The sequence below is a fragment of the Bifidobacterium samirii genome, assembly GCF_003952945.1.
In the GTDB taxonomy this organism is placed as follows: Bacteria; Actinomycetota; Actinomycetes; order Actinomycetales; family Bifidobacteriaceae; genus Bifidobacterium; species Bifidobacterium samirii.
On sequence record NZ_QXGK01000004.1, the window covers coordinates 122,086 to 148,716 of the forward strand.

The 26,631-nt window shown below is 64.2% G+C and carries 19 protein-coding genes and 2 tRNA genes; 3 read left to right on the forward strand and 18 right to left on the reverse strand.

The window, feature by feature from the left end:
• Positions 1 to 31: 31 nt before the first annotated feature.
• From D2E24_RS03295 to D2E24_RS03305, 3 genes are all read right to left on the reverse strand, one after another.
• Positions 32 to 811: a ComEA family DNA-binding protein gene (locus tag D2E24_RS03295; protein ID WP_241222827.1), complete on the reverse strand. Its 780-nt coding sequence runs from the start codon at positions 809 to 811 to the stop codon at positions 32 to 34.
• A gap of 413 nt (positions 812 to 1,224) precedes the next feature.
• The gene (locus D2E24_RS03300) at positions 1,225 to 2,559 is read right to left on the reverse strand and encodes a gluconate:H+ symporter (RefSeq protein ID WP_125967906.1); all 1,335 of its coding nucleotides are present in this window, start codon (positions 2,557 to 2,559) and stop codon (positions 1,225 to 1,227) included.
• A 29-nt stretch (positions 2,560 to 2,588) separates the two neighbouring features.
• Positions 2,589 to 3,362 (reverse strand): SDR family oxidoreductase, encoded by a 774-nt coding sequence (locus D2E24_RS03305; protein ID WP_125967907.1) that lies wholly within the window; start codon positions 3,360 to 3,362, stop codon positions 2,589 to 2,591.
• A 311-nt stretch (positions 3,363 to 3,673) separates the two neighbouring features.
• Between D2E24_RS03305 and D2E24_RS03310 the strand changes: the two genes are divergently transcribed.
• Entirely contained in the window at positions 3,674 to 4,693 is a 1,020-nt protein-coding gene (locus D2E24_RS03310) for a LacI family DNA-binding transcriptional regulator (RefSeq protein WP_125967908.1), read from the forward strand.
• 131 nt (positions 4,694 to 4,824) lie between these two features.
• On the opposite strand, the gene leuS is transcribed toward D2E24_RS03310, so the two are convergent.
• The 3 genes from leuS to D2E24_RS03325 all read right to left on the reverse strand — a co-directional run bounded on the left by leuS (position 4,825) and on the right by D2E24_RS03325 (position 9,930).
• On the reverse strand, positions 4,825 to 7,794 hold the full coding sequence (gene leuS / locus D2E24_RS03315; protein ID WP_125967909.1) for a leucine--tRNA ligase: 2,970 nt from the start codon (positions 7,792 to 7,794) through the stop codon (positions 4,825 to 4,827).
• A gap of 166 nt (positions 7,795 to 7,960) precedes the next feature.
• On the reverse strand, positions 7,961 to 8,911 hold the full coding sequence (locus tag D2E24_RS03320; RefSeq protein WP_125967946.1) for a magnesium transporter CorA family protein: 951 nt from the start codon (positions 8,909 to 8,911) through the stop codon (positions 7,961 to 7,963).
• 242 nt (positions 8,912 to 9,153) lie between these two features.
• A complete protein-coding gene (locus D2E24_RS03325; protein ID WP_125967910.1) occupies positions 9,154 to 9,930 on the reverse strand; it encodes a nitroreductase family protein in 777 nt (258 codons plus the stop codon).
• A 184-nt stretch (positions 9,931 to 10,114) separates the two neighbouring features.
• On the opposite strand from D2E24_RS03325, the gene D2E24_RS03330 reads away from it, so the two are divergent.
• Complete coding sequence (locus D2E24_RS03330; protein ID WP_125967911.1) at positions 10,115 to 10,519, forward strand: pyridoxamine 5'-phosphate oxidase family protein; 405 nt, start codon at positions 10,115 to 10,117, stop codon at positions 10,517 to 10,519.
• Positions 10,520 to 10,720: 201 nt separating this feature from the next.
• Entirely contained in the window at positions 10,721 to 11,833 is a 1,113-nt protein-coding gene (locus D2E24_RS03335; RefSeq protein ID WP_125967912.1) for a VanZ family protein, read from the forward strand.
• A gap of 119 nt (positions 11,834 to 11,952) precedes the next feature.
• Here D2E24_RS03335 and D2E24_RS03340 read toward each other — a convergent pair whose 3' ends face one another.
• The 12 genes from D2E24_RS03340 to D2E24_RS03395 all read right to left on the reverse strand — a co-directional run bounded on the left by D2E24_RS03340 (position 11,953) and on the right by D2E24_RS03395 (position 26,529).
• Complete coding sequence (locus D2E24_RS03340; RefSeq protein WP_125967913.1) at positions 11,953 to 13,182, reverse strand: restriction endonuclease subunit S; 1,230 nt, start codon at positions 13,180 to 13,182, stop codon at positions 11,953 to 11,955.
• A gap of 2 nt (positions 13,183 to 13,184) precedes the next feature.
• On the reverse strand, positions 13,185 to 14,072 hold the full coding sequence (locus D2E24_RS03345; RefSeq protein WP_241222828.1) for a hypothetical protein: 888 nt from the start codon (positions 14,070 to 14,072) through the stop codon (positions 13,185 to 13,187).
• A complete protein-coding gene (locus D2E24_RS03350; protein WP_241222829.1) occupies positions 14,069 to 15,646 on the reverse strand; it encodes a type I restriction-modification system subunit M in 1,578 nt (525 codons plus the stop codon). The genes D2E24_RS03345 and D2E24_RS03350 overlap by 4 nt, the downstream gene beginning before the upstream one ends.
• Before the next feature lie 2 nt (positions 15,647 to 15,648).
• Positions 15,649 to 18,561, reverse strand: coding sequence for a type I restriction endonuclease subunit R (locus tag D2E24_RS03355; RefSeq protein ID WP_125967914.1), 2,913 nt, complete (start codon positions 18,559 to 18,561; stop codon positions 15,649 to 15,651).
• A gap of 450 nt (positions 18,562 to 19,011) precedes the next feature.
• Positions 19,012 to 19,084: transfer RNA gene (locus D2E24_RS03360), tRNA-Ala, on the reverse strand.
• Between the two features lie 142 nt (positions 19,085 to 19,226).
• On the reverse strand, positions 19,227 to 20,444 hold the full coding sequence (locus tag D2E24_RS03365; protein ID WP_125967915.1) for a hypothetical protein: 1,218 nt from the start codon (positions 20,442 to 20,444) through the stop codon (positions 19,227 to 19,229).
• A gap of 383 nt (positions 20,445 to 20,827) precedes the next feature.
• On the reverse strand, positions 20,828 to 22,375 hold the full coding sequence (locus D2E24_RS03370; protein ID WP_125967916.1) for an amino acid permease: 1,548 nt from the start codon (positions 22,373 to 22,375) through the stop codon (positions 20,828 to 20,830).
• A gap of 287 nt (positions 22,376 to 22,662) precedes the next feature.
• Entirely contained in the window at positions 22,663 to 23,367 is a 705-nt protein-coding gene (locus D2E24_RS03375; protein WP_125967917.1) for a histidine phosphatase family protein, read from the reverse strand.
• A gap of 9 nt (positions 23,368 to 23,376) precedes the next feature.
• A complete protein-coding gene (gene rsfS / locus D2E24_RS03380) occupies positions 23,377 to 23,754 on the reverse strand; it encodes a ribosome silencing factor (RefSeq protein ID WP_125967918.1) in 378 nt (125 codons plus the stop codon).
• A 66-nt stretch (positions 23,755 to 23,820) separates the two neighbouring features.
• Positions 23,821 to 25,203, reverse strand: coding sequence for a bifunctional UDP-N-acetylglucosamine diphosphorylase/glucosamine-1-phosphate N-acetyltransferase GlmU (gene glmU / locus D2E24_RS03385; RefSeq protein ID WP_125967919.1), 1,383 nt, complete (start codon positions 25,201 to 25,203; stop codon positions 23,821 to 23,823).
• Between the two features lie 113 nt (positions 25,204 to 25,316).
• Positions 25,317 to 25,387, reverse strand: a tRNA-Gln gene (locus D2E24_RS03390).
• Between the two features lie 119 nt (positions 25,388 to 25,506).
• On the reverse strand, positions 25,507 to 26,529 hold the full coding sequence (locus tag D2E24_RS03395; protein WP_125967920.1) for a ribose-phosphate diphosphokinase: 1,023 nt from the start codon (positions 26,527 to 26,529) through the stop codon (positions 25,507 to 25,509).
• Between the last annotated feature and the right edge of the window lie 102 nt (positions 26,530 to 26,631).

The following is a 26,631-nucleotide window of genomic DNA, read 5'->3' on the forward strand; positions in this document are numbered from 1 at the left end:
TTCCACCGCCGGTCCCGTTCGTGTCGGACGCTCATCGGACCGTCACCTGATCCCTGATCTTGGCGAGGGTCTTCGCGCCGATGCCTTTGACGTCGAGCAGCTGGTCGACGCTGTCGAACCGCCCGTGCTGCGTGCGGTAGTCGATGATGCGCCCGGCGGTGACCGGCCCGATGCCGTTGATGGTCTGCAGTTCGTCCGACGTGGCCGTGTTGAGGTCGATGCGCCCGTCGTCGGGGGCGGCGGCCTCGGCGGACGGCCGATTCCCATCGTTCGCGCTCGACTCGCCGACGCCGGGATTCCCGCCGTCGTCCGTCGGCCCGACGCCATCGGCGGCTGTACCGTCACCCTCCGATGTCGTACCAGCGGAATCGTCGGAGGATGATGCACCGGCACCGTCCGGGGATGTCCGCTCCCCCGTCGCAACGTCCGACTGCCCGCCGCCGACCCCGCCGTTCCCACTACCGTCATCGTCGCCGACGGCGCCACCGTGGTCGCCGGCGACGCGCGTCGCGGCGTTCGCGGCGGACAGGGCGGTCTCGTAGCGGATCGCCTGACTGAGAAGCATGGTCAGGCTGGCCGACAGTGCTGCGGCGAGCAGCAGGATCGCGCCCAGCGCGTGCGTCGGCGTGAACGCGAGTCGCGGACGGTCGCGTCGGACGCGGCCGCGTTCCGTCTCGCCGTCCGACGATCGCACGCCGGTCAGGTCAGCCAGCGACGCACGTTCCGCAGCGACGGCGCGGACATCGGCGTGGCGCCCTGCAGCGGCCGACTTGCGACAATCCGACGCATGACGGCCGTTCGACTGCGCCACCGTCGGTATCGGCGACGGCGGTGGCGGCGGAGGACCGACCGCCGCAACCATCGGAGCCGACGATGCCGGCCTGTCAGCCAACCCGCGCAGCCGCGAACCAGCCGCACCGGCGGCGGACACGGCGTGGCCGGCCGCACCGACCGCTCCGAGGCCGGCGTCACCGGTGCCGGCCGTCGATCCGGCCGGGAGTATGCGAAAGGCGCCCATGCATGCCACGATGGGTCATGCATGGGCGCCTTGTCCAGCGCGACCGGGTCATGTGGTCGAACGCTCGGGTTATCCACAACAGGTTATCCACACGAGCGCCGGGCCTCCCGCACCGGCGTCGTTATGACGGCATGAGGCCGAATCCACGCCCTGCCTCAGCAGATAGGTAGTGCGACTTCACCATCCACATCGCATCGGGCTGGGAATCATACGATCAGGGACAGTCCAAGCACCGACACGAGTCCCGTCACCGACATCACCGTGGTGGCGGCCGTCCAGGACATGAAGGTCTCCTTGAGGGTGAGGCCGAAGTATTCCTTGATCATCCAGAATCCCGCGTCGTTGACGTGGTCGGCGATCACGGAACCGGCTCCCACCGCCAGCACCATCAGGGCCGGATTGACCGGGGACAGCGCCATCAGCGGAGCCACCAGTCCGGCCGCGGTCAACGATGCGACGGTGGCCGATCCCAGACATAGACGCAGCACAGCGGCCACCAGCCACGCCGCGATGAGCGGAGGCATGTTGATATCGGCGAACAGGTTGGAGACGTAGTCGGAGATGCCGCCGTCCACGAGCACCTGCTTGAATGCGCCGCCACCGCCGATGATGAGCAGCATCATGGCTATCTGCTTGACGGACGCGGTCATCGAACCGGCGATCTCGGTCATGGTCCTGCCCCGGGCGAATCCCATGGACCAGACCGCGAACAGCATGGACAGCAGCATCGCCGCATCGGGAGCGCCGACGAACTGGATGACCTGGTTGATCGCATTGCCTTCCGGGAGCGCGAACGAGCAGATCGTGGCGACGGAGATCAGCAGCACCGGCATCATGGAGGTGAGTACGGAGATGGCGAAACCGGGGGTCTCGTCCTCGTCGAACTCGTGGAATTCGCCCAGCACCGCGATGTCGACGTTCCTGCGGTACAGCCCCGGCTTGATTCGATGCAGCAGCATGTTGAACAACGGACCGGCTACGATGACCGTTGGAACGGCGACGATGACGCCGTAGAGCAGAACATGCCCCATGTTCGCACCGAGGGTCTCGGTGATGGCGGTCGGCGCCGGATGCGGCGGCAGGAATGCATGCGCCACATTAAGGGTGATGGCCATCGGAATGCCGAGATACATGAGCGGCAGGTCAAGTTCGCGGGCGATCACGAAGATGATCGGCAGCAGGACCACAAGACCCACTTCGAAGAACAGGGCGAAGCCCACGATGAACGCCGCGAGCACCACGGCGATCTGGATATGACGCTGGCCGAATCGCCGGATCAGCGTCATGGCGATGCGATGCCCGCCGCCGGAGTCCGAGACGAGCTTGCCGAGCATGGATCCGAATCCGAAGATGACGGCCAGATGGCCGAGCTGACCTCCGATGCCGGTTTCGATGGTGCTTGGAATGTCACCGACCGGAATCCTGAGTACGAGCGCAGTCAGGAAGGAGACGACGATCAGCGAGACGAAGGTGTTGAGCTTGCATTTGACGATCAGGACGATGAGCACTGCCACGGCGCAGGCCACGATGAGCAAAGGCATGATGTTCTCCACTCAGAGGACCGTCGATGCTAGCGCAGCAGGTAGCCGCCGTCGACGGGCAGCATGACGCCGGTGACGTAGTCGGATGCGTCGGAGCACAGGAACACCATGGCACCCATGAGCTCATGGGGTTCTCCCCAGTGGCCGGCGGGAATATGCTCGCGGATTTCGACGCTGCGCACCGGATCCTCCTGCAGCGCCTTGGTCATCGGAGTGTTGATGTAGCCGGGGGCCAGTCCGTTGACCTGGACGTTGTATGGCGCCAGCGCGTCGGCGTAGGCACGGGTCAGGCCCATGACCGCATGCTTGCTGGCGGCGTAGGGGAAGATGAACTTGCCGGCCCGGTAGGACTGCATCGAGCCGATGTTGACGATCTTGCCGCTCCGCTGTTCGATCATCACCTTCGCCACTTCATGGGACAGATAGTACAGGGCGTTGAGGTTCAGTTCGATGACCGCCTTCCAGTCCTCGTCCGGGAAGTCGACGAGTTCGTGGCGGCGCTGCATGCCGGCATTGTTGATGAGCACGTCGATGCGGCCGAATTCGGACATCGCCGCGTCCACGATCTTCTTCGCCGCGCCGGGTTCGGTGATGTCCTGTTCGAGGAACACCACCTTGCGGCCGTTGGCTTCGACGGCGGCACGGGTCTCCTCCCAGCCGGTCCGGTCGTAGGATACGACGAATACATCGGCGCCGACCTTGCTTACGGCCTGGGTGTAGTACTGCCCCAGTCCGCTGGCTCCGCCGGTGATGAGCACGACCTTATCGGTCAGTTCAAAGCTGTGAATAGAAAACTCCGCCATTGTGGTTCTCCTCGTTGATTGCACCTTTGCAGGCCGCCAATGCTCGTTCACCGCCGGCCCGTTTCGGGATCATTATTGGTGTATCGTTATCATCACTCATAAAAACCCTGTTGTTTTCTGTGTGGTGTATCGATACCCCCAAAATATATCATCGCCACCAGAGTGCGTCAATTTGCATGGTGTATCCTTTTCCCAAGGAGGTGGAGAACGGCCCATTTCCAAGCATCCGCCGGCGTGTCGCCGCATGCCGTCACGCTGATCGGCACCCGGCGCGGGCCCCTCCATCACGGAGCTTGATACAAGGAGGTTCCATGGCCAAGGTGACCATCGCCGATATCGCCCGCGAGGCACAGGTATCGGTGACCACGGTGTCCAGGTTCATCAACGGCAATTACGGCAAGATGAGCGACGCCACCAGAACCCGCATCCAGGAGACCGTGGATCGTCTGCAATACCGGCCCAGCGCATCCGCCCAACGCATGCGCCAGCAGGACACCCACGTCATCGGCGTGGTCGTGGCGGACATCTCGAACGTGTTCTCGTCACTGATGTTCAAAGGCATCTACACCAAACTGCAGCCCATCGGCTATGACGTGATGCTCATGAATGCGAACAACTCGCTGCAGGAGGAGCATGATGCGATAGACCGTCTGCTCTCCCAGCAGGTGGACGGGCTGATCGTACAGCCCAGCGCCCGTCTTTTCTCCGCCTATGAATCCATCATCGATGCGCGTAAGCCGCTGGTGCTGATCGACAGGGAACCGGACGACCGTCCCGACGACATCGCCCAGGTCACGGCCGACAATACGGATTCCTGCCGTCTTCTCGCACGCCATCTGGCGGACAAGGGGTACGGCAACATCATCGCGCTCACCCGTGTACGCAGCGAGATCTCGGCGCAGAACAAACGTGTGGAGGGGCTGCTGTCCGGAGCGGAGGACAGCAATGCGCTGCTGCTGCATTTCGAAGCCGGCGAGGAGGACGTCGACTGGCTGGCGCGCAAGATCGCCGTCACGCTCGACCATGTGCATGGCCGGACCGCAATCGTCTCGCTGATGGGGCCACTGCTGTTCGACACCCTTGCCGCGCTGCGCCGTCTGCATATCACGTTTCCGAAGGATGTGGGGCTGGTCAGCTTCGACGACTGGCAGTGGTCGCAGTATGTGCAGGACGGCATCCATCTGCTGCAGCAGGACCCCCAGAAGCTGGGACAGGCCGCCGCGCACAATCTGCTCGAGCAGATCCGCTCCCGGGCCGGGGGGAACGACCCGTACGCCGCAAGCCGTATCGTCACATTGCCCGTCGAAGTGGTGGAGGCACCCTCGATATAGCGCAACCGCTCGCGGAGGCGCATGACCCGGCCGGAATACCGTGGCGCCCGTGAACCCCATCAGGTTCACGGGCGCCACGGTATCGGAAGATTCATGCCTTCAATCCCCGCTCAGGGCGGGGACGGCGAACGTCACTCGGCCGGGACGATCGACACGATCTTCGGGGCCTTGACGATCACCTTGCGCGGGGCCTTGCCGCCCAGACGCTCGGCGACGGCCTCCAGTGCAAGCCTCTCCAGCTCGGCCGGGTCGATGTCGGCGGCGACTTCGAGCTTGGCGCGCACCTTGCCCTTGATCTGCACGACCGCGGTGACCGTGTCCTGACCGACGTAACGCTCGTCGGCGACCGGCCACGGCTCGTGGGCCAGCGACTCGGCGTGGCCCAGACGCGCCCACAGCTCCTCGCAGATGTGCGGGGCGATCGGCGAGAGCATGAGGATCAGCGGCTCGACGGCGGCGCACGGCACGGCGTCCAGCGTCGTCAGATGGTTGTTGAGCACGATGAGCTTGGAGATCGCGGTGTTCGGGCGCATGCCCTCCATCTCCTCGGTCACCTCGGCGATCGTGTTGTTGAGCAGCTTGAGCGTCTTGGCGTCGAGCTCGCCGTCGGTCACGCGCACCTCGCCCGTGGCCTCGTCGAGCACGTTGCGCCACAGGCGCTGCAGGAAGCGCATGCCGCCGACCACGTTGCGCGTGTTCCACGGGCGCGAGTCGGCCAGCGGGCCCATGCTCATCTCGTACAGGCGGAACGTGTCGGCGCCGTAGTTCACGTACATGTCGTCCGGGGTGACGATGTTCTTGAGGCTCTTGCCCATCTTGCCGAACTCGCGGTTGACGTGCTCGCCGTTCCAGGTGAACGTCGGCTCGCCGCTCGCGTCCGGCTCGCCCTCCTCGACCTCGGCGGCCGGCACGTACTGGCCGCGGTCGTCGGTGTAGGCGAACGCCTGGATCATGCCCTGGTTGAACAGCTTGTGGAACGGCTCGGCCGAATCCACGTAGCCCAGGTCGAACAGGACCTTGTGCCAGAAGCGCGAGTACAGCAGGTGCAGCACCGCATGTTCGACGCCGCCGATGTACAGGTCGACGCCGCCGGCCTCGCCCGCGGTCTCGTTGTGGTTCGGGCCCATCCAGTAGTCGAATTCGGCGCGGTCGACCATGTGCTCGGCGTCGGTCGGGTCCAGGTAGCGCATGTAGTACCAGCAGGAGCCGGCCCAGTTGGGCATCGTGTTCGTGTCGCGCCAGTACGTCTTCACGCCGTCGCCCAGGTCGAGCTCGACCTTCACCCAGTCCTCGTTGCGGCTCAGCGGCGCCTCCGGGTTGGATTCGGCGTCCATCGGGTCGAAGGTGCGCGGCTGGTAGTCGGGCACGTCGGGCAGGTTGATCGGCAGCGACGAATCCGGCAGCAGGTGCGGCACGCCGTCCTCGTCGTAGACGATCGGGAACGGCTCGCCCCAGTAGCGCTGGCGGGAGAACAGCCAGTCGCGCAGACGGTAGCTGACCGTGCCGCGGCCGACGCCGGCCTCCTCAAGCCACGCGTTGACCTTCGCGATCGCGTCGTCGACGCGCAGGCCGTCCAGCGACAGCGCGTCGCCCTTGGCGTGGGTCGCCTCGACGGACGAGTTGATGACGATGCCGTCGTGCGAGACGAACGGCGCCCTGCCCTCGTAGGCGGACAGGTCGTCGCCGGATTCGGGCAGCGGCTGCACGGTGTAGATGACCGGCAGACCGTACTTGGCGGCGAAGTCGTAGTCGCGCTGGTCGCCGCCCGGCACGGCCATGATCGCGCCGGTGCCGTAGTCCATGAGGACGTAGTCGGCGGTGAACAGCGGCAGCTGCGCGCCGGTGATCGGGTTCGTCGCGTACAGGCCGGTGAACAGGCCGGTCTTCTCGCCGGCCTCCTCGACGCGGTCCTTCGCGGTCTTCGACTCGGCGGCCTTGCGGTAGGCGGCGACGGCCTCGACCGGGGTCGCGTAGCCGCCGGTCCACGCCTCGGGCGTGCCTTCGGGCCATTCGGCCGGCACGTGATGCAGCAGGGCGTGCTCCGGGGAGACGACCGCGAACGTGGTGCCGAACAGGGTGTCGGGGCGGGTGGTGTAGATCTCCATGTCCTGCACACCGTCGGCCGTGGCGACCTCGAAGTGCACGGACGCGCCGTGGGATTCGCCGATCCAGTTGCGCTGCATCAGCTTGACCTTCTCCGGCCAGTCGATGCCGTCGAGGTCGGCGATCAGACGGTGGCCGTATTCGGTGATGCGCATCGACCACTGGCGCAGCTCGCGCTGGAACACCGGGAAGTTGCCGCGCTCGGACTTGCCTTCGGCGGTGACCTCCTCGTTGGCGAGCACGGTGCCCAGGCCCGGGCACCAGTTCACCGGCGACTTGGAGATGTAGGCCAGACGGAAGTCGTTGAGCACGTCCGCCTGCTCGGCGCGGGTCAGGTCGGCCCACGCGCGGCCCTCGAAGCCGGGGATGGCGCGCTCGCCGGATTCGAATTCGGCCACGAGGTCGGCGATCGGACGGGCGCAGCCCTTGGTGCCGCTCGGGTTGACGGCCTCGGGATCGTACCAGGCGTCGTAGATGCGCGAGAAGATCCACTGGGTCCAGCGCACGTAGCCGGGGTCGATCGTGGCGAACGAGCGGCGGTCGTCGAACGACAGGCCCATGCGGTGCAGCTGGCGGCGCATGTTGGCGATGTTCTGCTCGGTGGTGATGCGCGGATGCTGGCCGGTCTGCACCGCGTACTGCTCGGCCGGCAGGCCGAAGGCGTCGTAGCCCATCGCGTGCAGCACGTTCTCGCCCTTCATGCGGTGGTAGCGGCTGACCACGTCGGTCGCCAGGTAGCCGAGCGGGTGGCCCACGTGCAGGCCCTTGCCCGACGGGTAGGGGAACATGTCCATCGCGAAGAAGGAGGGGCGGCCCTCGGCGTTGCGGCCCTTGCCGTCCTTGAGGTCGCCGTTGACGTTGGCGGCCCAGAACGTGCCTTCGTCATCCCACTTCTTCTGCCACTTCGTCTCGATGTCCTGCGCGAGCGTCGCGTTGTAGCGGAAAGCCGGTTCGGCGGGCACGCCGGCGGTCTCCGCGGGGTTCTTCTCATTAGCCATAAGCCGCATTATTGCCGTGTTGCCGGACATGCGCGAGCGCCCGCGCGCATAGTGGGACGGCGGCGGAGCGCCGGCGGGAAGGGCCGTCGCGGCGTAGGCGCGGGCGCCCGCGGGAACGGGTCCCACGGACGCTCCCCGCGCATCGCGCATCGTCGCGCCGATCGCGTTACTTGAACATGCGCGAGCGGGTGAGGAACCAGGTGACCACGGCGGACATGGCCACGGAGATGAGGATGATGACCGCGAACCCCCACGGCTTGTCGCTGAGCGGCATGCCGAGCATGCCCTCCTGGAAGTTCATGCCGTACATGGAGAAGATGAGCGTGGGGATCGACAGCGTGATGGAGATGATCGTGAAGATGCGCATCACGTTGTTGAGGTTGTTGGACACGATCGAGGCGAACGCGTCGGTCATGTTCGCGAGGACGCCACTGTAGATGTTGGCCATCTCGATGGCCTGCTTGTTCTCGGTGATGACGTCGTCGAGCAGGTCCTCGTCGTCCGGGTACTGGCGGAAGCGGCCGAGCGTGGTGAGCTTCTCCATCACGATCTCGTTCGACTTGAGCGACGTGGTGAAGTAGACGAGGGTCTTGCTCAGCTCCATGAGCATCACGATCTCGCGGTTCTGCATGGAGTGGCGCAGCTTGAGTTCCAGCTTGTCGCTTTCGCGGTCGATGATGCGCAGGTAGCGCAGGTACATGGTGGCGTTGCGGTACAGGATCTGCAGGATGAACCGCGAGCGCATGAACGTGTTGAATCCGCGGATCGTGCCTTCCATGAACGGGTGGAGCACGGGTGTGTCCTGCATGCATACGGTGATGATCATGTTCTTGGTCAGGATGATCGACAGAGGGATCGTCTCGTACCAGTCGCGTCCGCCGCGCTCCTCGACGGTGGGGATGTCGACGATGATCATCGTGTAGTCGTCCTCGACGTCGACGCGCGAGCGTTCCTCGTCATCCAGGGGGGCGCGCAGGTCGGCGAGGTCGATGCCGGTCTCCTGGGCGACGGTGGTCAGCTCCACGTCGGTGGGTTTGCTGAGCGATATCCACGACCCGTTCTCGGGTTTCTCGATCTGTTCCGTCTGTCCGTTGATGGTGCTGAAGATGCGCAGCATGATCGTCTCACCCGCCTTCCGTTCGCGATGTCGTTCCGTCACGGCCGGGCCGACGGATGCGCCGGCACGGCCTCGACAAGGATAGTCCCGCCTGTGGGACAGCCGCGGCGTGGCCGGAGCATCGGTGATGCCGCGGTTCCGATGCCCGGGTCACGCGAACCGTACGTTTCGCGTGACCCGGGCATCGGCATCCGGGATTCCCTCGTGTCCGGGTCACGCGGACGGCCGTGCCCCGGGTCGCGTCACTCCGATTCCGGACGGTCCTGCCAACGGAAGTCGGCGTCGGCCGCGCCGAGTTCGAAGTGGAGCCGGGCGATGCCCAGTCCGATGGCCGGCTGCACGCCGTCGAGCATGTCGGCGCGCACGGTGCGGCCGTCCTCCAGCAGCGTGAACCGGTACGGCTGCTTGCCGAGCGCGCTCGGCGCCAGCTGCACCGCCTCCAGCGCGCGCACGAACCAGTCGGGCGCGCCCGCCAGACCATCCGTCGCGTCCGTAGCCGCCGATGCATCCGCCGCCGATGCACCTGCGTCGACCGCATCCGTCACGCCCGCCGGCCGTTCGACCGCGCCGAGCTCGTCGACCGGCTTGCTGCGATGCGGCCGGCCCGGTCGCGCGCCGTGGCCGACGGCGATCGCCGCGGCCATGCGCTCGCCGGGCGCGATGTCCCATGATCCGTCGTGCTCCTGCGTCTCGTGCAGCACGACCCAGCCGGTGTCGAGGCCCAGCCGCACCGCCTCGAGTGCGAGGCGTTCGCCGTAGTAGCCGATGCGCTCGTCCAGGTCGTCGGATTCGGCGCCGATGAGCGCGATGCAGTGGCGCACGCCCTTGAACCGCCCGTAGTGGGTCGGGCAGCCGCCGAACGCGTCCGCGTCGTCGTGCACGAGCTGGATGTGCAGCCCGCCGTCCCGGTTCGCCTCCCCGATGGCGGCCGTCAGCGCCGATTCGACGTCGCCTCCGATCGGCTCGTCCGTATAGTCGCGCACCGCGTGGCGCGCCGCCATCGCCTCCATGATGTCCATGATCCCGTCCTCTCCCTTGGATCCATTCGGCCCATTCGGCCCGTCCGGTGCGTCCGGCCCGGCCGTCCAGCCCCACCTTCCTATCAGCCCGGGACCTCCCGTGAGATTGTTCACAGCGAAACGCGCGGCGTGCCGCATCCGTCGCGGCGTACGCTGGAATGACGCACGTTGGAAAGGACGTACCATGGCAGCACTCACCGCCGAGATGAAGGACTTCATCGCACACAACCTCGCCTGGATCACCACGGTCTCCAAGGATGGCGAGCTCGACCTTGGCCCGAAGATGTCGATGTTCGTGGTCGACGACACCCATATCGCCTATCACGAGCGCACCGCCGGCCAGCACTACCGCAACCTGCAGGACGGTTCGCCGCTGGTCATCGCCGTCGCGAACCTGGCCGAGAAGAAGGGCTACCGCTTCCGCGGCCCGGTCACCCTGCACACCGAGGGCGCGCTGTACGACGAGCAGGTGCGCATCGCCGAGGAGAAGGGCACGAAGAAGCCGGCCGCGATCCCGGTGATGGAGATCGCCGAGATCCAGGACCTCGCCTCCGGACCGACCGCCGGCAAGACGATCGTCAAGGACTGACGTCCGCGCAGCGTCGGACCGCGACCGGCCGCGACCGGGCGTAACGCACCGGGGCGGGCCGCCGGTCCGCCGCATACGTCATCATCCGAAGGGCGCCTCCGTACGCGGGGCGCCCTTTTCCATGCGCGGATCGGCTCCGGTGCGCGCCGGATCCGCCGCGGATGGGTCCGAAGAGAGGAAGACGAGAGGAGAGAGGGAATCATGGGGTATCTGGCGTATTTCTCGCGCCCGTTCCTGCTGGCGGTGGCGTTGTGGCCGTTCGTGTCGGCCATGCTGACCGTGCCGGTGCTGGCGCTGCTCTATCATCGCGACAACCGGCTGCGGTTCACGCAGGTGGTCGTCGCCTACGGGTCGGTGCTGTACGCGATCGGCCTGATGTGCTTCACGATGTATCCGATGCCGGACGATCCGGTCGCCTACTGCGCGGCGCATCATCTGCACCCGCAGCTCAACCCGCTGCAGTTCGTCGCCGACATCCGCTCCGACGGCACGTCCGCGATCATGCAGCTGGCGCTCAACGTGCTGTTCTTCATCCCGCTGGGATTCATCGCCGGCCGCGTGTTCCGCTGGCGTCTGCGTGCGGCGCTGCCGTTCGGCTTCCTGGTGAGCCTGCTCATCGAGACGATGCAGCTGACCGGCATGTTCGGCCTGTACCCGTGCTCGTACCGTCTGTTCGACGTGGACGACCTGGCGACGAACACGCTCGGCACGCTGGCCGGCTTCGGCATCGCGATGCTGCTCAACCGTCTGTTCCCGATCCGCGAGGCCGACAGGACGACGGTCACCAGCCCCGGTTTCGTGCGCCGTCTGATCGCCTACGCACTCGACTGCGCGGCGATCTCCCTGTCGGCGGGCACCGTCACCGCCATCGCCACGCTCGTCTACAACGATCTGATCCTGCCGCCCGACGCGCCCTGGCAGTCGATTCCGTCCGCCGGCCGTTTCAGCTTCGCCGACCTGATGTTCGGCGTCGCGTTCGCCGCGTTCGAGATCGTGGTGCCGGTGATGCGCGGCGGCCGTACGCTCGGCGGCAGCTTCACCCACATGACGTGCGAGACGCGCCCGCGTTCCGGCTGGCGTCGTCTCCTCTTCTACGTCGTGCGTTCCGCCGTGATGTTCGTCGCCGTGTTCTCCGGCCGCATCCCGTGGTCCGGTCTGCTCATGATCGCGCTCGCCGTCTTCTACGCCGTGCGCCACCAAATGCCGTACGACCTGCTGCCTGCCTCGCCGTCGGCGGCCGCGGCGGATGATACTGCACATACGACTTCGTCTGACAGCTGCTCCCCTGCAGACCCGTCATCGACCTTGGCGTAATTACATCGTTAACACTGTTATATCGTCGTTGCGCGCGATGATGGTCCATACGCGCGTAACGACGATATACCTCGACTAAGCCGTCTTTTACAGTCGGCACGGTGTCCGGCCTCAGCGAACTATACGAACATCTGCTGAAGCAAACCCTTCTTCAGCTCTCGCCACTTGGCAAGCTCGTCCTTCGCCTTAGCGATGACTTCATCGAGTGAGGATAAGCAGTCGGCAATCTTGCGCTGTTCGGAGAGAGAAGGAATGATGATGCTCGTAAGCGCGATATTTGTCTTGCTTATCGAAGTCACCTTGATACCCTGCATAAATGGGCGCAGCTGATCATGAAAAGCATCAGAGTTCAAATAATAGCCAAGGAAGTGACGCGAAAATTCTCGTTGCGGACGGCAAGCAATCGTATGCAGCCCCGACACTACATTCAAATCTCCGACACACTCAACCTCCACCGCCTTGCCGACTGTATCATCTTCAGCGGTATCAGCAATCACGACATCGCCATCTTGCAGCTTGTCATACTTGTCCCAAGCCGCATCATCATTGACAAATGGGACGTCAGCATTACGCACGTCCACGCAGGCTCCATACTTAACCAAAACGTCACCGTAATGGATGTTCTTTGCCGGTCCGCCTTCGTAGTTCAAATAGTCACGTGAGAATGTATTGTTATTAAGACCGACAAATGTATCAGCATATGACATTTTCTCCCACGCCGGATACTCTGATCCGTCGTCGTCCTTGAACCGCACTTCTTGGCTGAACAGCTTCTGCATCACGCCCTTCTTGCGCTCTTCCCACGCAGCGACTTCCGCCGTCTGAGCAGCAATGACATCATCAACCGAAGAAAGCAGCGCGACAATCTTTCGCTGCTCAGGGAGAGAGGGAACGACTATTCCCCTCCCACTAATGTCATTCCTACTTATGGCAGTAAAAGTGCCTCCTTGTGCAACTGAATCCCATGTCCGCTCAATCCTCTGAAACAGCTGATATAGGAACTCTTGATCATAACCTGGCTTAACTCTTACTGCAGCAACACCACGACCACAGCAGATATCTCTATCTGCGCGACCAACTAAACCAACAGGAGCTCGTACCGATATAATGATGTCTCCCTCGTAGGCCAGTTTAGTTACTTGACGCGTAAAACGAGTCGGGCATGTTTTACGCTCACACATATCAGCATTACCCTGTACTAACGGTTTTCCCTCACCAACAGTATTATAGGAACTTGATTCCGGCGATTGCCCCATGGTAATAAATGCCACGCTACCAAGTTCCCCGTTCGACCATTCCGGATACTCTGACCCATCATCGGCTTTGAATCGCAATGTCGGCTTAATCATGTTCACCCCTCCTTCAACACCAGTCGGGTATACATCTCAAAAACTGACAGCAAGAACAAATCCTCCATCGTTTCGATAGACTCCCCTGCATAACAACCCGGCGAACCATAGTTCTTATCTGACTCCATATCACCATACCCATAAACGGCAATATATTGAGCAAGCGTTGTCGCAAACTGACATGCTTCAATTTCTTGAACATTTCGGAATTGATATGCATCCTTAAGTTCTTCAATCGGATTATCAAATGAATTCAGGTCGCGAAAAACTTCACTTAGAACATCAGTAATGCATTCCTCGTAAACCGTAGTTCCATCAAATTTTGCCCCCATCATCAATCCTGCTTCCCTGTCCATATAAGCAGGTCGATACGAAATTTTTTGCAATGGAATCTTTTCACTGGAGTAACGTTCTAAACTACGCAAAACATATTTTCCACCGTCATAGAACGGCGACCTATCTTGCGGAAAATTATCGTGAATAACCTTTTCAACAGCATCAATACAGCGGTAAAACATTCTTTCCGTATGCACAACACGTAAATCAAGTTCGCAGTATTCAAGGATGCGATTCTGTACTTCAAGCGTCAAGCAGCAGAATTCTCGATACATCTCACGCGAATAATAAAACAGGTCATTCTGCATAGCAGCGATAGCACATAACGGAATCAATCCCCTGTCTGGATAATACTTTGATATGAACGCCACAGCCTGTGCTTTAACTTCTTGCTTATGACGACGCTCATCGCGTTCATCCTGCCATTTTTCGAAGGCTGCGATCTGCTTACTCTGTCTGTACTGGACCACGGCAATGACAATCGCCAGAATCAGCGACAATCCACCGCTAATAATCGAAATCCAGTCGGAGATGCTTAAACAGCACACCCTCACACCCCCAGTTCCTTCAGCATGCTTTCGACTTTGGCGATAGCCTCTACTTTTTCGACTTCGATGCGCTTGAGGTCGCGGCGTACCGATTCGAGGTCCACCGGTTCCTCTTCCTCGAAGGTGTCCACGTAGCGCGGGATGTTCAGGTTCCAGCCGTTGGCTTCGATTTCGTCCATGAACGCCACGTGGGCGAACTTGTCCACGTCCACACGGTTGACGTAGGCGTCGACGATCTTCCGGATGTGTTCGTCTTCCAGCGTGTTCTGGTTCTTGCCCGGCTTGAACTCCTTGCTCGCGTCGATGAACAGCACGTTCTCGCTGTTGCCGTTGCGCTGGGATTTGAGCACCAGCAGGCATACGGGGATGCTCGTGCCGTGGAACAGGTTCGGAGCCAATCCGATGACCGCGTCCAGACGGTTCAGGTCCTTGACGATGTACTTGCGGATGACCTCCTCGGCGCCGCCGCGGAACAGCACGCCATGGGGCAGGAGCACGGCCACGCGTCCGTCGTCCTCGTCCATGTGGTAGATCATGTGTTCCACGAACGCGTAGTCCGCATGGGATTTCGGCGGCAGCTTGCCCGCGCCCGAATACCTCGGATCGTCCAGGAGCGCCGGATTGGCGTCGTACTTGAGCGAATACGGCGGGTTGCACACCTGCACCGTCATCTTCACGTCGCCGTACTTGTCCTCGCGCAGCGTATCGCCCTTGTAGATGTCGAAGTGCTGATAGTCGACGCCGTGCATCAGCATGTTCATGCGTGCGAGGTTGTATGTGGTGGCGTTGTTCTCCTGACCGTAGAAGTGGCCCACGCGTCCGGTCGTCAGGTGCTTCTGCACTTCGAGCAGCATGGAGGCCGAACCGCACGTGCAGTCGCCCACGGTCTTCGCCTCGTCCAATCCGGCGGTCGCGAGCATCGCCACCAGTTTCGACGGCGCCGCCGGCGTGAAGAACTCGCCGCTCTTCTTGCCCGCGTCCGATGCGAACAGTCCGATGAGGATCATGTACGCGGTGCCGAGCACGTCGAACTGGGAGTCGGCGAAGCTGAAGTCGATCTCGCTGATTTTCACGATGACCTTCGCGATCAGCGTCGTACGGTCGGCGACCGTGTCGCCCAGATCCGGATCTTGCAGCTTCATGTCGTTGAACAGGCCGGAGAACGCCGCCTCCGACGCCTGCCCCATCGTGGAGCCGGTCAGCTCGTTCACGGCGCGCTCGTAATCCTCGACGCTGAACCGGTCGGCGTCGGACTCCGGGCGGACGATCCTGCGCACCAGTTCGCGGAACAGGTTCTCCGGCCTGATGATGTAGCCCAGATGTTCGATGGACCATTGTTCGACCACGGGACGGTACGCCGCGTCGGCGAACGCCTCCTCATAGGTGAGGCCGTCCTCCTTCAGGATCTCCTGCATGTAGTCCTCGGTGCGCTCCGACAGGTAGCTGTAGAAGATCGTGCCGAGAATGTAGTTGCGGAACTTCACGGAGTCCATGTTGCCGCGCAGGTCGTTTGCGATGGCCCACAGCTTCTGGGACAACGCGCCGGCCTGCGCCTGGTATTTCGCCGAATCGATCATCATCCTCATTCTCCTTCCGCCTTGTAGCGGTCATACATGTCCGTTACGAACTGTTTGATGTCGCCTGTCGTCTTCGTGATCTTCAGCAGTCCCATATGGTACGCCGCCAGCTTTCTGCGGATCGCCTCTTCGAGGACGCTGCCGTTGAACGTGTACTCCGAGAAGACCTCCGACACATCCTTCGCCTCCAGCCCATGCTCGTAGGCGAACGATTCGATCTCCGACTGCAGGCTGTCGCGTTCGAACTGCTCGTAGGCCTGCTGCACGTCCGCCCCTTCGGGCAGGTCGTAGAACCGCGTGCGGATGAAGGCTTCCAGAACATCCTTCTTCGCGCGCAGCGAATCATTGTCGGAGCGTTCGATCTCGCGCATCACCAGATCGATGTCGCGGGCGCGCTCCTCCTCGCTTTTGCCGCCGTCATGCGTGGACTTCAGCAGGCTCAGGATGTACATCACGTTGATGCGATCGGTGCGGACCAGTTCCACGTCGAAGTCCACGTCGACGGGGACGGGGACCTTCGGGTCGGCCTTCTTCGCTTCATCATGATAGTAGAGGTACCAGCTCTTATAGCCTTCGTACTCCTCATCACCCAACGCCACGGACAGGTCGGCCCAATCGAACTTGCCGAAGGTCTTCAACGTGGCGAGCGTCCCGGACAGCGATCTGAACGCGACGACGAACCGACGGATGTCATCCTCGCTCTGCAGCTGCCCCGCATCGTCCACGGTCTGCGCCGCCCGACGCAGCACGTCGACCTGATCCATCCACCTGCCCACGTAGTACTCGTAGCTTTCCAGCAGATACTCGTTCGGGTCGCCGTCGCCGGAGAACAGTCGCAGCGCATCGTCCTGGGCCTTCTTGATGTTGCGGTAGGAGACGATCTGCCCGAACTGCTTGGTGACCTTGTCGACGCGGTTCGTGCGGCTGTACGCCTGCACCAGTGTATGCCAGATGAGGTTCTTGTCGAGGTACAGCGTGTTCAGCGGCTTCGCGTCGAATCCCGTCAGCATCATGTTGACCACCAGCAGGATGTCCACCTGCGGCAGGTCCTTCTGCTTCATGCGGCGCGCGATGTCCTTGCGGTAGGCGTCGAACGAGTCCGGGGAGAACGCCGTGCCGAACATGCCGTTGTAGTCGCCCATGCAGCGCGACAGTAGTTCCGCGGAATGCTCGTCGCCGCCCTCATCCATGTCCTCGTTGGCCTGATAGGTGAAGATCGCCGCCACCCTGTACCGTTCGCGCTCGGGCCGCGCCTCGTTCAACGCCTTGAACGCGTCATAGTAGCGACCCAGCGTCCTGATGGAGTCCACGGCGAACAGCGCCGTGTACACGTCCTTGCCCTGCGGGCGGACGTGCTGCTCGTGATGCGCGAAGATGTCCTCGGCGATCACACGGATGCGTTCGTCATCGTGGTACAGGGATTCCAGGTCGAGATTGTGACGCCGGCAGTAGTCCGGATCGTCCAGCTGTTCCGGATCGATGCCCTGCGCCGCGATCTTCTTCGCGAAGATCGTGCGCTGGTATTCGACGGAGAACCGCAGCACGTTGCCATCCGCGATCGCATCCTTGATCATGTAGCGGTGCAGGCATGCGTCCAGCTTCGTCCCCGCATGGAAGACGTCGGCGGTCGTACGGCCGTCGCCTCCCTTGTTCGCTTCGAAGATCGGCGTTCCGGTGAATCCGATGTAGTTCGCGTTATTGAAATGCCGTTGGATGTCGCCGTGCATCTTGCCGAACTGGCTGCGATGGCATTCGTCGATGATGAACACAACCTTCCGGTCCCGGTACGAGTCCATCAGCTTCTCGTAACGCTTAGATTTGACGGCGTTCGCCATCTTCTGGATGGTCGTCACGATGAGCTTGCGGTCGCTCTGCCTCAGCTGTTCGACCAGCACGGCGGTGGAATCCGACCCGTCCACGCAGTCCTTTTCGAACGAGTTGTACTCGTCGACCGTCTGGTCGTCCAGATCCTTGCGGTCGATCAGGAATACGACCTTGTCGACCCGCGGCTCGTCACGGAGCAGCTGCGCCAGTTTGAACGAGGTCAGCGTCTTGCCCGACCCGGTGCAGGCGAAGACGTACCCGTTCTGGTTCGACTCCAGAATGCGGCGCTTCGCCGCCTTGACCGCGTAGATCTGATACGGGCGCATGACCATCAGGACGGGTTCGGTCGTCTTGATGACCATGTACTTGTCGAGCATCTCCGTGATCGCGGAACGGCGCAGGAACTCCGCCGAGAACTCGTCCAGCTTGTTGATGCGCGTGTTGTTCGCGTCCGTCCAGAAGAACACGAGGCTCTTCAGAATCGGACTGTATACGCCGTTCTCCATCTCGTTCTCGTTGCAGAAGTACTTCGTCTGCACGGAGTTCGACACCACGAACAGCTGCAGGTACCGGAACAGCCCCTTGAACGAGAACTTCCGGTAACGGTTGATCTGGTTGATCGCCTCATTGATTTCGACGCCCGGGCGTTTCAGCTCGACCTGCACGACCGGCAGTCCGTTGATGAGAATCGTCACGTCGTAACGGTTCGTGTAGACCACGTCGTCCTTGTGCGCGGCGTCCATCGTGACCTGATGCGTCACCTGATAGATGTTGCGGTCGAGATCGGAGCTGAAGAAATCCAGATACGCGGTCTTCCCGTTATCCAAGGTCAGCACGTACTTGTCGCGCAGGGTCTTCGCGGACTCGTACACGCTGTGGTTGTCCACATGGATCATCACACGGTCGAACTCGGCGTCGGTGAACGACGCCTCCCCCTTCGCGTCGATCAGCTTGCTCGCGTTGAACGCCGCCAGCTGCGTCCTGAAGTTCGCGACGACATCATCGTAATCACGGAGAGCCACGAACCGATATCCGAGGCTTTCCAGCCGGTCGATGAAGAGACTCTCCACCTCATACTCGGAAACATGCGCCATGCCCCACACCTCCCTTACCATTCATGGTTCGCAATATACTTCATTCCGACCCATAATCCGAACGCAACGATGCCGACGGAACCGAAACCTGAATTCAGTACCAATTTACCCGTTCACGCCGCTCTGAGCCGGAACCGTGCCGTAGCGTGAGTCCCGTAGTACACTATGCCGCCTCTTCCAAGGAGCAGGATATGCGGAGTAAGTCACACAGAAAATGGGGAGCCAAGAAGATAGGCAGCGCCATAGTCGCCGTGGTAGCTACCGGCCTAATCGTGGCCGTGGTCCCGTGCGGCACGGCTCACGCACCTGCGGTGAGCAGCTGCACGACGTGCGAGGTGCCGGATCCGACGGTATCGGCAACCTCCCCGACGGCCACGACCGACCGACTGTCGAATGCTCGCCGGCGGTCGTGAATACGAAAAAAGCCGGTCATTGCTGACCGGCTGTCTGTGGAGCTAAGGGGATTCGAACCCCTGACCCTCTCCATGCCATGGAGATGCGCTACCAGCTGCGCCATAGCCCCGTGTTCCTTGCGAACTTTTGATAGGTTACGGCAGATTCGCAAGGAACGCAACCGTCGGCGTGTCGCCCCGGTTCCGGCGGGATTCGTACCACTGACCGATGACCCTATTCGCCATCGGATGCGGCATCATATTCGGCCGACTTCATTCACCGTCGGATTGCGAGGACGTACCGTCCGATGTGCCGGCGTCCGTCGAACCGGTGGTGCCAGGCGTCGTGCCGGTGGTGGAACCGGAGCCGCTGCCGCCGGTCGTGTCGGACGAGGAGCCGCCGGTCGTGGTGCCGCCGCCCGTAGTCGTGCCGGAGCCGGTCGAGTCGCCGGTGCCGCCCGTCGTCGTGCCGGAAGTCGTACCCGACGTGGAGCCGGACGTGCCGCCGGTCGTGTCGGAGCCTCCGGTGGATCCGGAGGTGCCGCTTGTGCCGCTGCCGCCGGTCGTGGTGCCGGTCGATCCGCCCGTGCCGCTGTCGGCGCCGTCGGACGTACCGTCCTTGCCGGTGGTGCCGGCCGTGTCGTCGGCGTCGTCCTTGGTCGTATCGCCACTGGTCGTGCCGTCGGTCGTCGCATCGTCGCCGGTCTCCCCGTCGATGACGTCGGGGCGTTCCGGATGGCGTGCGGGCGCGTTCTGGCCGACCCAGTCACGCACGACGGTGTCGGTGCCCTGCCCCTGGGTGACGAGCATGACGATGCCGGCGGAGACGCCCACCGCGACGAGCGCGCTGACGACCGCCACGATGATCGCGGCGCGCTTCTGCCGGCGCTCGTCGAGCAGCCGGCTTGCGGTCAGCTTCGTCGTGCCGGACGCGCCGGCACGACCGGACACGCTGCGGCCGGACGCCACGCGACGGCCGCCTGTCGTCGCACCGGCGGACGTGCCCGCGGCCGCACCGCCCGCCGGCAGTCCGCCGATGACGGTCGTGGCATCGCCGGGGCGCAGGACGGTCGTCACATCGTCGGCGGCCATCGCCGTGCCGACGATCGCGGTGGCGTCGAGCGCACGCGTCGCGTCGACGGCGTCCATCGCGACCGTTTCGCCGGCCGCGGCGGCGTCGGCGCCCGACTTGCCCGCGACGGAACCGGCGTCGGACGACGCCTCGGCCGTGCCCGACGCAGCAACAGCATCATCGGACGACGACGTGCCGTCGTCCTTGCCGACGCCGGCGGCGCTCTGCAGCTTCTCCCCCGACGCCTGCAGCATGTTCTTGTAGACCTGCGATGCGACGGCCGACACGACCGAACCCGCGGCGACGCCGATGACGGAGCCGGCGATGCCGATCTTGGCCGACAGCAGGAACGACGTGACCGCGGCGAGCGCACCGGCGGTCAGCGACGTCAGCGATATTCCCTTGAAAACGTTTCTCACGCCTCGCAACCCTAGCGGGGTTTCCCGGCAACGCGCTGGGGAACGGCCGGAAACGACCACATCCTTACATTTGCCTCACCAACAGCCACACGGCAACGTCAGATGGACGTTTTCCAAGGAAGTTCCGTCAGCGATGATGAATCACGGCCAAGCCGAGGATTGCTCTCACTGACGAATCCTCAGTGAGAACAACCCGGGAGCTAGCCGGCGATCATACTCGCTGGCGGTGCCTCAGTGAGGAAAATACATGACCGAGCCGGGTAATCTTCTCACTGACGGCCCCTCAGCGAGGAAAGCGCTCGACCAAACCCGGTAATCATCTCGCTGGCGGCCCTTTCAACGAGCGGACCGTACGAGCAGGCCGGGGATTTCTCTCGCTGACGCTACGCCTCCGACGACGACGGCACAGCCGCGGTCACCGCCGGCTCCGCATCGCCGTGACGGCGGCGCCACCATGCCTGCACGTAGTACAGGGCGTAGCAGGCGATGACGAACACGATTTCGGCCACGAGGGCGAAGCGCTGCTCGACGTCGAACACGACGAGCACGAACGACGCGGTACACAGGATGAACGCGGCCCACGAGACGCACGGGTAGCCGGGCGTGCGGTACTTGAGCTCGTCGACGGTGTGTCCGGAGGCGATCCAGCGGCGGCGGAACACGATCTGGCAGTAGGCGATCGCGATCCACACCACCACGGCGGACAGGCCGGAGAGCGCGACGAGCACCAGGTACACGGTGGACGCGGCGATCACCGAGGAGAGCAGGGCGAGCAGGCCGCCGGCCATCGCCGCGCACAGGGCGAGCATCGGCACGCCGCGGCGGTTCGTCTTGGCGAACCAGCGCGGGATGAGCCCCTCGTGGCCCATCGACCACACCATGCGGGTCGAGGCGTACAGGCCGGAGTTCGACGCGGACAGCACGGCGGTGAGCACCACGAAGTTCATGATGTCGGCCGCGTACGGGATGCCGATCGAGTTGAACACGAGCACGAACGGGCTTTCGCCCACGCCGGCCTCGCGCCACGGGATCAGCGCGCACATCACCACGATCGAGCCGATGAAGAACAGGACGAGACGCCACAGGGTCGTGTGGATCGCCTTGGGGACGGCGGTTTCGGGGTCGCGCGTCTCGCCGGCGGTCACGCCGATCAGCTCGGTGCCGGAGAACGCGAAGTTGACGGTGAGGATCGTGGCGAACACGGGCATGAACCCGTTGGGGAACACGCCGTCCTTGAGGAGGTTGTCGAACATCGGCGCATGCGTGTAGCCGGCGACGGGCAGGATGCCGAAGATGGCGAGCAGGCCGATGCCGATGAACGCGATGATCGCGATCACCTTGACCGACGCGAACAGGAACTCCGCTTCGGCGAAGAAGCGCACCGACAGCGCGTTGGCGAGGAAGATCAGCACGATGCACGCGGCGCTCCACACCCAGGTGGGCGTGTCGGGGAACCAGCGCTGCATGAGCAGGCCGGCCGCGGTGAATTCGGAGCCGAGCGCCACCGTCCATGTCAGCCAGTACTGGATCGCGATGACGAAGCCGCTGGCCGGGCCGATGAACCGCTGCGCGTACACGTGGAACGAGCCGGTGACCGGCATCGCCACCGACAGTTCGCCCAGCGTGAGCATCACCAGGTAGACGATGAGCGCGCCGATCGCGTACGCGAGGATCGTGCCCATCGGGCCGGCCTGCGCGATCGTGTAGCCGGAGCTGAGGAACAGGCCGGTGCCGATGACGCCGCCCAGCGAGATCATCTGCAGATGGCGCGATTCCATGCCGCGCTTGAGTTCGGTGTGTGCGCCCTTGATGTTCGCGCGCGGTGCGTCGGATGCGGGTGCCGTCTGCGGATGCGCCGGCTGCATCGATTGCGGCGTCGGTGATGACGATGATGACGGTGATGATGACGCGGTGGCGTCGGTGGTGCTCATGCTTCTGCCTTTCGACGGATGCCATGACGGATGATACGGAAAAGACGATGGCGGGCGGTGCGCCCGATGGCGGACGAAGCGCGCCCGATGGACGCCCGTCGGCGCCCGGAACAGTATACGCGGCGCGGTGACGCCGGCGGCCGGCTGCGGTCGTTCGCGCCCGGGCTGCCCGGGCCGTCCGGCCGTTCTCCGGACCGCCCGGGCATGGCGACGCCCCCGGCCGCGTATGTCGCATACGCGGCCGGGGGCGTCGTGACGGGCGCACACTACGGGGATCGGCGGTCGGCTCAGCCGAGCGTCGGATGCTCCCATTCGTACGTGTCGGCGAGCGCCGGCCCGTGATTGTAGTCGGCGAGGCGCCAGCGGACGGTGCCGTCGGCGAGGTCGGCGGGGATGAGGCGCGCCCAGTGGGCGTTGCGCGGGCCGAGGATGTCGCCGAAGCCGCTGGCGGCGGTGTCCATGTGGAGGAGGGTCTGGAGGGTCTGGCTGATCCAGGCGCCGTGGGAGAAGACGAACAGGTCGGTGTCGTCGCCGGCGCGGCGCGCCCAGTCCTCGACGGCCTGGGCGCCGCGTGCGCCCACGACCTCCTTGGGTTCGGCGCCGTGGTTGAGCTCGCCGCCTTTGAAGTCCTCCCAGAGGCGCCAGTCCTCGGGCCAGCGTTGCGCGAGTTCGTCGACGTTGAGGCCTTCCCATTCGCCGAAGCTGCGTTCGCGGACGCGCTCGTCGGGGTGGACGGTCAGGCCGAGCGGGTCGGCGAAGGCGTGGGCGGTGGCCATGGCGCGGCCGAGGTCGGAGGCGACGACGAGCTGGCGTCGTTCGTCCTGGTGCGGGTCCACGTACAGTTCGCGCAGCGCTTCGCCGGTGCGTGCCACCTGCCAGGCGCCGATCTCGTCGAGGGGGATGTCGATCTGGCCCTGGAGCCGGCGTGCGGCGTTGTAGGCGGTGCGTCCGTGGCGGACGAGCGTGATGGAGTGCACGTGGACGTCGCTCATGGCTGTTCCTTACTCCTCGGGGTGGGCCAGGTCGAGCTCGACGGCCGGGCAGTCGCGCCACAGGCGTTCGAGGCGGTAGAATTCGCGGGCCTCCTCGTGCATGACGTGGATGACGAAGTCGCCGTAGTCGAGCAGGAGCCACTGGGCTTCCTCGAGGCCTTCGCGCGAGCGCGGCTGGCGCTTGTCGGCCTTGAGGTAGAGGTCCTTTTCGATCTCCTCGGCCACGGCGAGGACCTGGCGTTCGTTGGCGGCGGTGGCGACGAGCATGATGTCGGTGATGCCGAGCAGGTCGCTCACGTCGTAGGCGACGATGTCGCGGGCCTTGAGGCGGTCGGCCGCTTCGGCGGCGATGCGGATGTCGTCGATGGAGTTCTGGACTGCGGTCACGGTCGGTGGGCTCCTTCTTTCGGTTTGGTGTTCGGTTGGTTGGATCGGTTGGGTCGGCGGGCGCGTTCAGCGCTCCCAGGCGGGTTTCCAGTCTTCGACGGCGTGCTGCGTGTTCTCGGAGTACACCATCGCGTCGGAGGGCACGTCGTGGCGGATGACGGATCCGGCGCCGGAGGTGACGTTGTCGCCGACGGTGACGGGCGCGACGAGCAGGTTGCCGGCGCCGATGTGCGCGCCGGAGCCGATCTCGGTGTGGTGCTTGTGCACGCCGTCGTAGTTGGCGGTGATGGTGCCGCCGCCGATGTTGGTGTGGTCGCCGAGGGTGGCGTCGCCGACGTAGCTCAGGTGCGGCACCTTGGTGCCGTCGCCGATGTGCGCCTTCTTCATCTCGACGTAGGCGCCGGCCTTGGAGCCTTCGCCCAGCTCGTTGCCGGGGCGCAGGTAGGTCCAGGGGCCGATGTTGGCGGCGCGGCCGATGTGCGACTCCTGCACGCGGGAGCGTTCCACGACGGCTTCGGCGTCGACGGTCGCGTCGATGAGCGTCGTGTACGGGCCGACGGTCGCGCCTTCGCCGACGACGGTGTGCCCCTGCAGGAACGTGCCGGGCAGGACGGTCACGTCGCGGGCGAGCTGCACGTCGTCCTCGATCCACGTGGTGGCGGGGTCGAGGATGGTCACGCCGGCGCGCATCCACGCCTCGCAGACGCGGCGGTTGTGCTCCTTGGAGAGCGCGGCGAGCTGGACGCGGTCGTTGACGCCTTCGACGCTCAGCGGGTCGGGGGCGGCGAACGCGCCGACGTTGCCCTGCTTCTGGGCGGTCTCGAGCGCGTCGGTCAGGTAGAACTCGCCTTGGGAGTTGTTGTTGTCGAGGCCGGCGATGGCGGCGGCGAGGACCTTCGCGTCGAACACGTACACGGACGTGTTGACCTCCTGGACGGCCAGTTCGCTGCGGTTGGCGTCGCGCTGTTCGACGATGCGCAGGACGTGGCCCTCGCGGTCGCGGATGATGCGGCCGTAGCCGGTCGGATCGTCGAGGATGGTGGTGAGCACGGTCGCGCCGTTGCCGCTCTCCTCGTGGAAGGCGAGGAGGCTCCTCAGCGTTCCGGCGTCGAGCAGCGGCATGTCGGAGGCGGCGATGAGCACGTAGCCGTCGAGCTTGCCTTCGGCGTCGAGCTGGGACATCGCGCACTGGACGGCGCGGCCGGTGCCGGGGATGTCGTCCTGGTTGACGATCTCGACGTCCGGATGGTAGGAGCGGGCGGCGGCGGCCACGCGTTCGGCCTGGTAGTGGACGACGACGGCCAGCGTGTCCGGGTCGAGCGCGGCCACGGAGTCCATCACGCGGTTGAGGAACGTCTTGCCGGCGAAGGTGTGCAGCACCTTCGGCATGGCCGAGCGCATGCGGGTGCCTTCGCCTGCGGCGAGGATGATTGCTGCCGATAATGCCATTGTGGCCTCCTGTTGGTGTCGCCGACGCCCCGAGTGCCGGCCGACTGTCGAAACGGAAAACGCCCGGCCGCGGCCACGGCCATGCCGCGACTCGCCGCCAGGCGTTCCATGCGCTCCCCCACCTGGACTCGAACCAAGACAAAGGGTTCCAAAGACCCGTGTGCTGCCATTACACCATGGGGGAACGGCGAGAGCTGACTCCCGCCAAGTGTTCATTATGCCATAGCCCCAGACAACGTCAAATCGTGCCGATCGTCCGGGCGTCCGGCTTCCCGGCGCGTGCCGGGCGTCAGACGTCGGGCGTCAGGCGAAGAGGAAGCCCTTGCCGTGGTGCTCCGGGTACGTGTCGAACAGTTCGGCGACCGAACCGTCCTCGAACACGGCGCGCACCGCGCTGGCGAGCAGCGGCGCGATGGACAGCACGGTCAGGCCGTCCCAGCGCTTCTCCTCGGGGATCGGCACGGTGTCGGTGAGCACGACCTCGCGGGCGCCGCAGTTCTTGAGGCGTTCGACGGCCGGGCCGGAGAGCACGCCGTGCGTGGCGACGACGGTCACCGACTTCGCGCCGGCATCGGCCAGCACGTGGCAGGCGCCGGCGATCGTGCCGGCGGTGTCGATGAGGTCGTCGACGAGCACGCAGTCCTTGCCTTCGACGTCGCCGACGATGCGGTTGGCGACGGCCTGGTTCGGACGGGTGATGTCGCGGGTCTTGTGCACGAAGGCGAGCGGGCCGCCGCCCAGGCGCTGCGCCCACTGCTCGGCCACGCGGATGCGGCCGGCGTCCGGGGAGACGACGGTGACGTTGTCGAGCTGGCCGGCGAAGCGGTCGCGGATGTAGTCGACGAGCACCGGCATGGCGATGAGATGGTCGACCGGGCCGTCGAAGAAGCCCTGGGACTGCGAGGCGTGCAGATCGACGCTCATGATGCGGTCGGCGCCGGCGGTGCGCAGCAGGTCGAACACCAGACGGCAGGAGATGGGCTCGCGGCCCAGGTGCTTCTTGTCCTGGCGCGAGTAGCCCAGCAGCGGGCAGACGGCGGTGACGGAGCGGGCGGAGGCGCGCTTGAGCGCGTCGATCATGATCAGCTGCTCCATGATCGCCTTGTTCACGGGCTTGGCGTGCGACTGCAGGACGAACACGTCCGCGCCGCGCACCGACTCGGTGTAGCGCACGTACATCTCGCCGTTCGCGAAGTCGTACGCCGTGGTCTCCAGCACGTCGATGCCAAGTTGTTCGGCGACGTCGGCCGCCAGTTTCGGGTGCGACCGGCCGGTCACGAGAATGAGATTCTTATCGGGCTTTCCTTCAAGGATGGCGCTCACCATGTCTCCAGACGTTCGGCTTCGTTGAAGTGACGGATTTCATAGTAACCGTGCGCGCCGACCCGCGACACGCCCCGACGGCGCGGGCGCGTCCGGGCGTGTCGA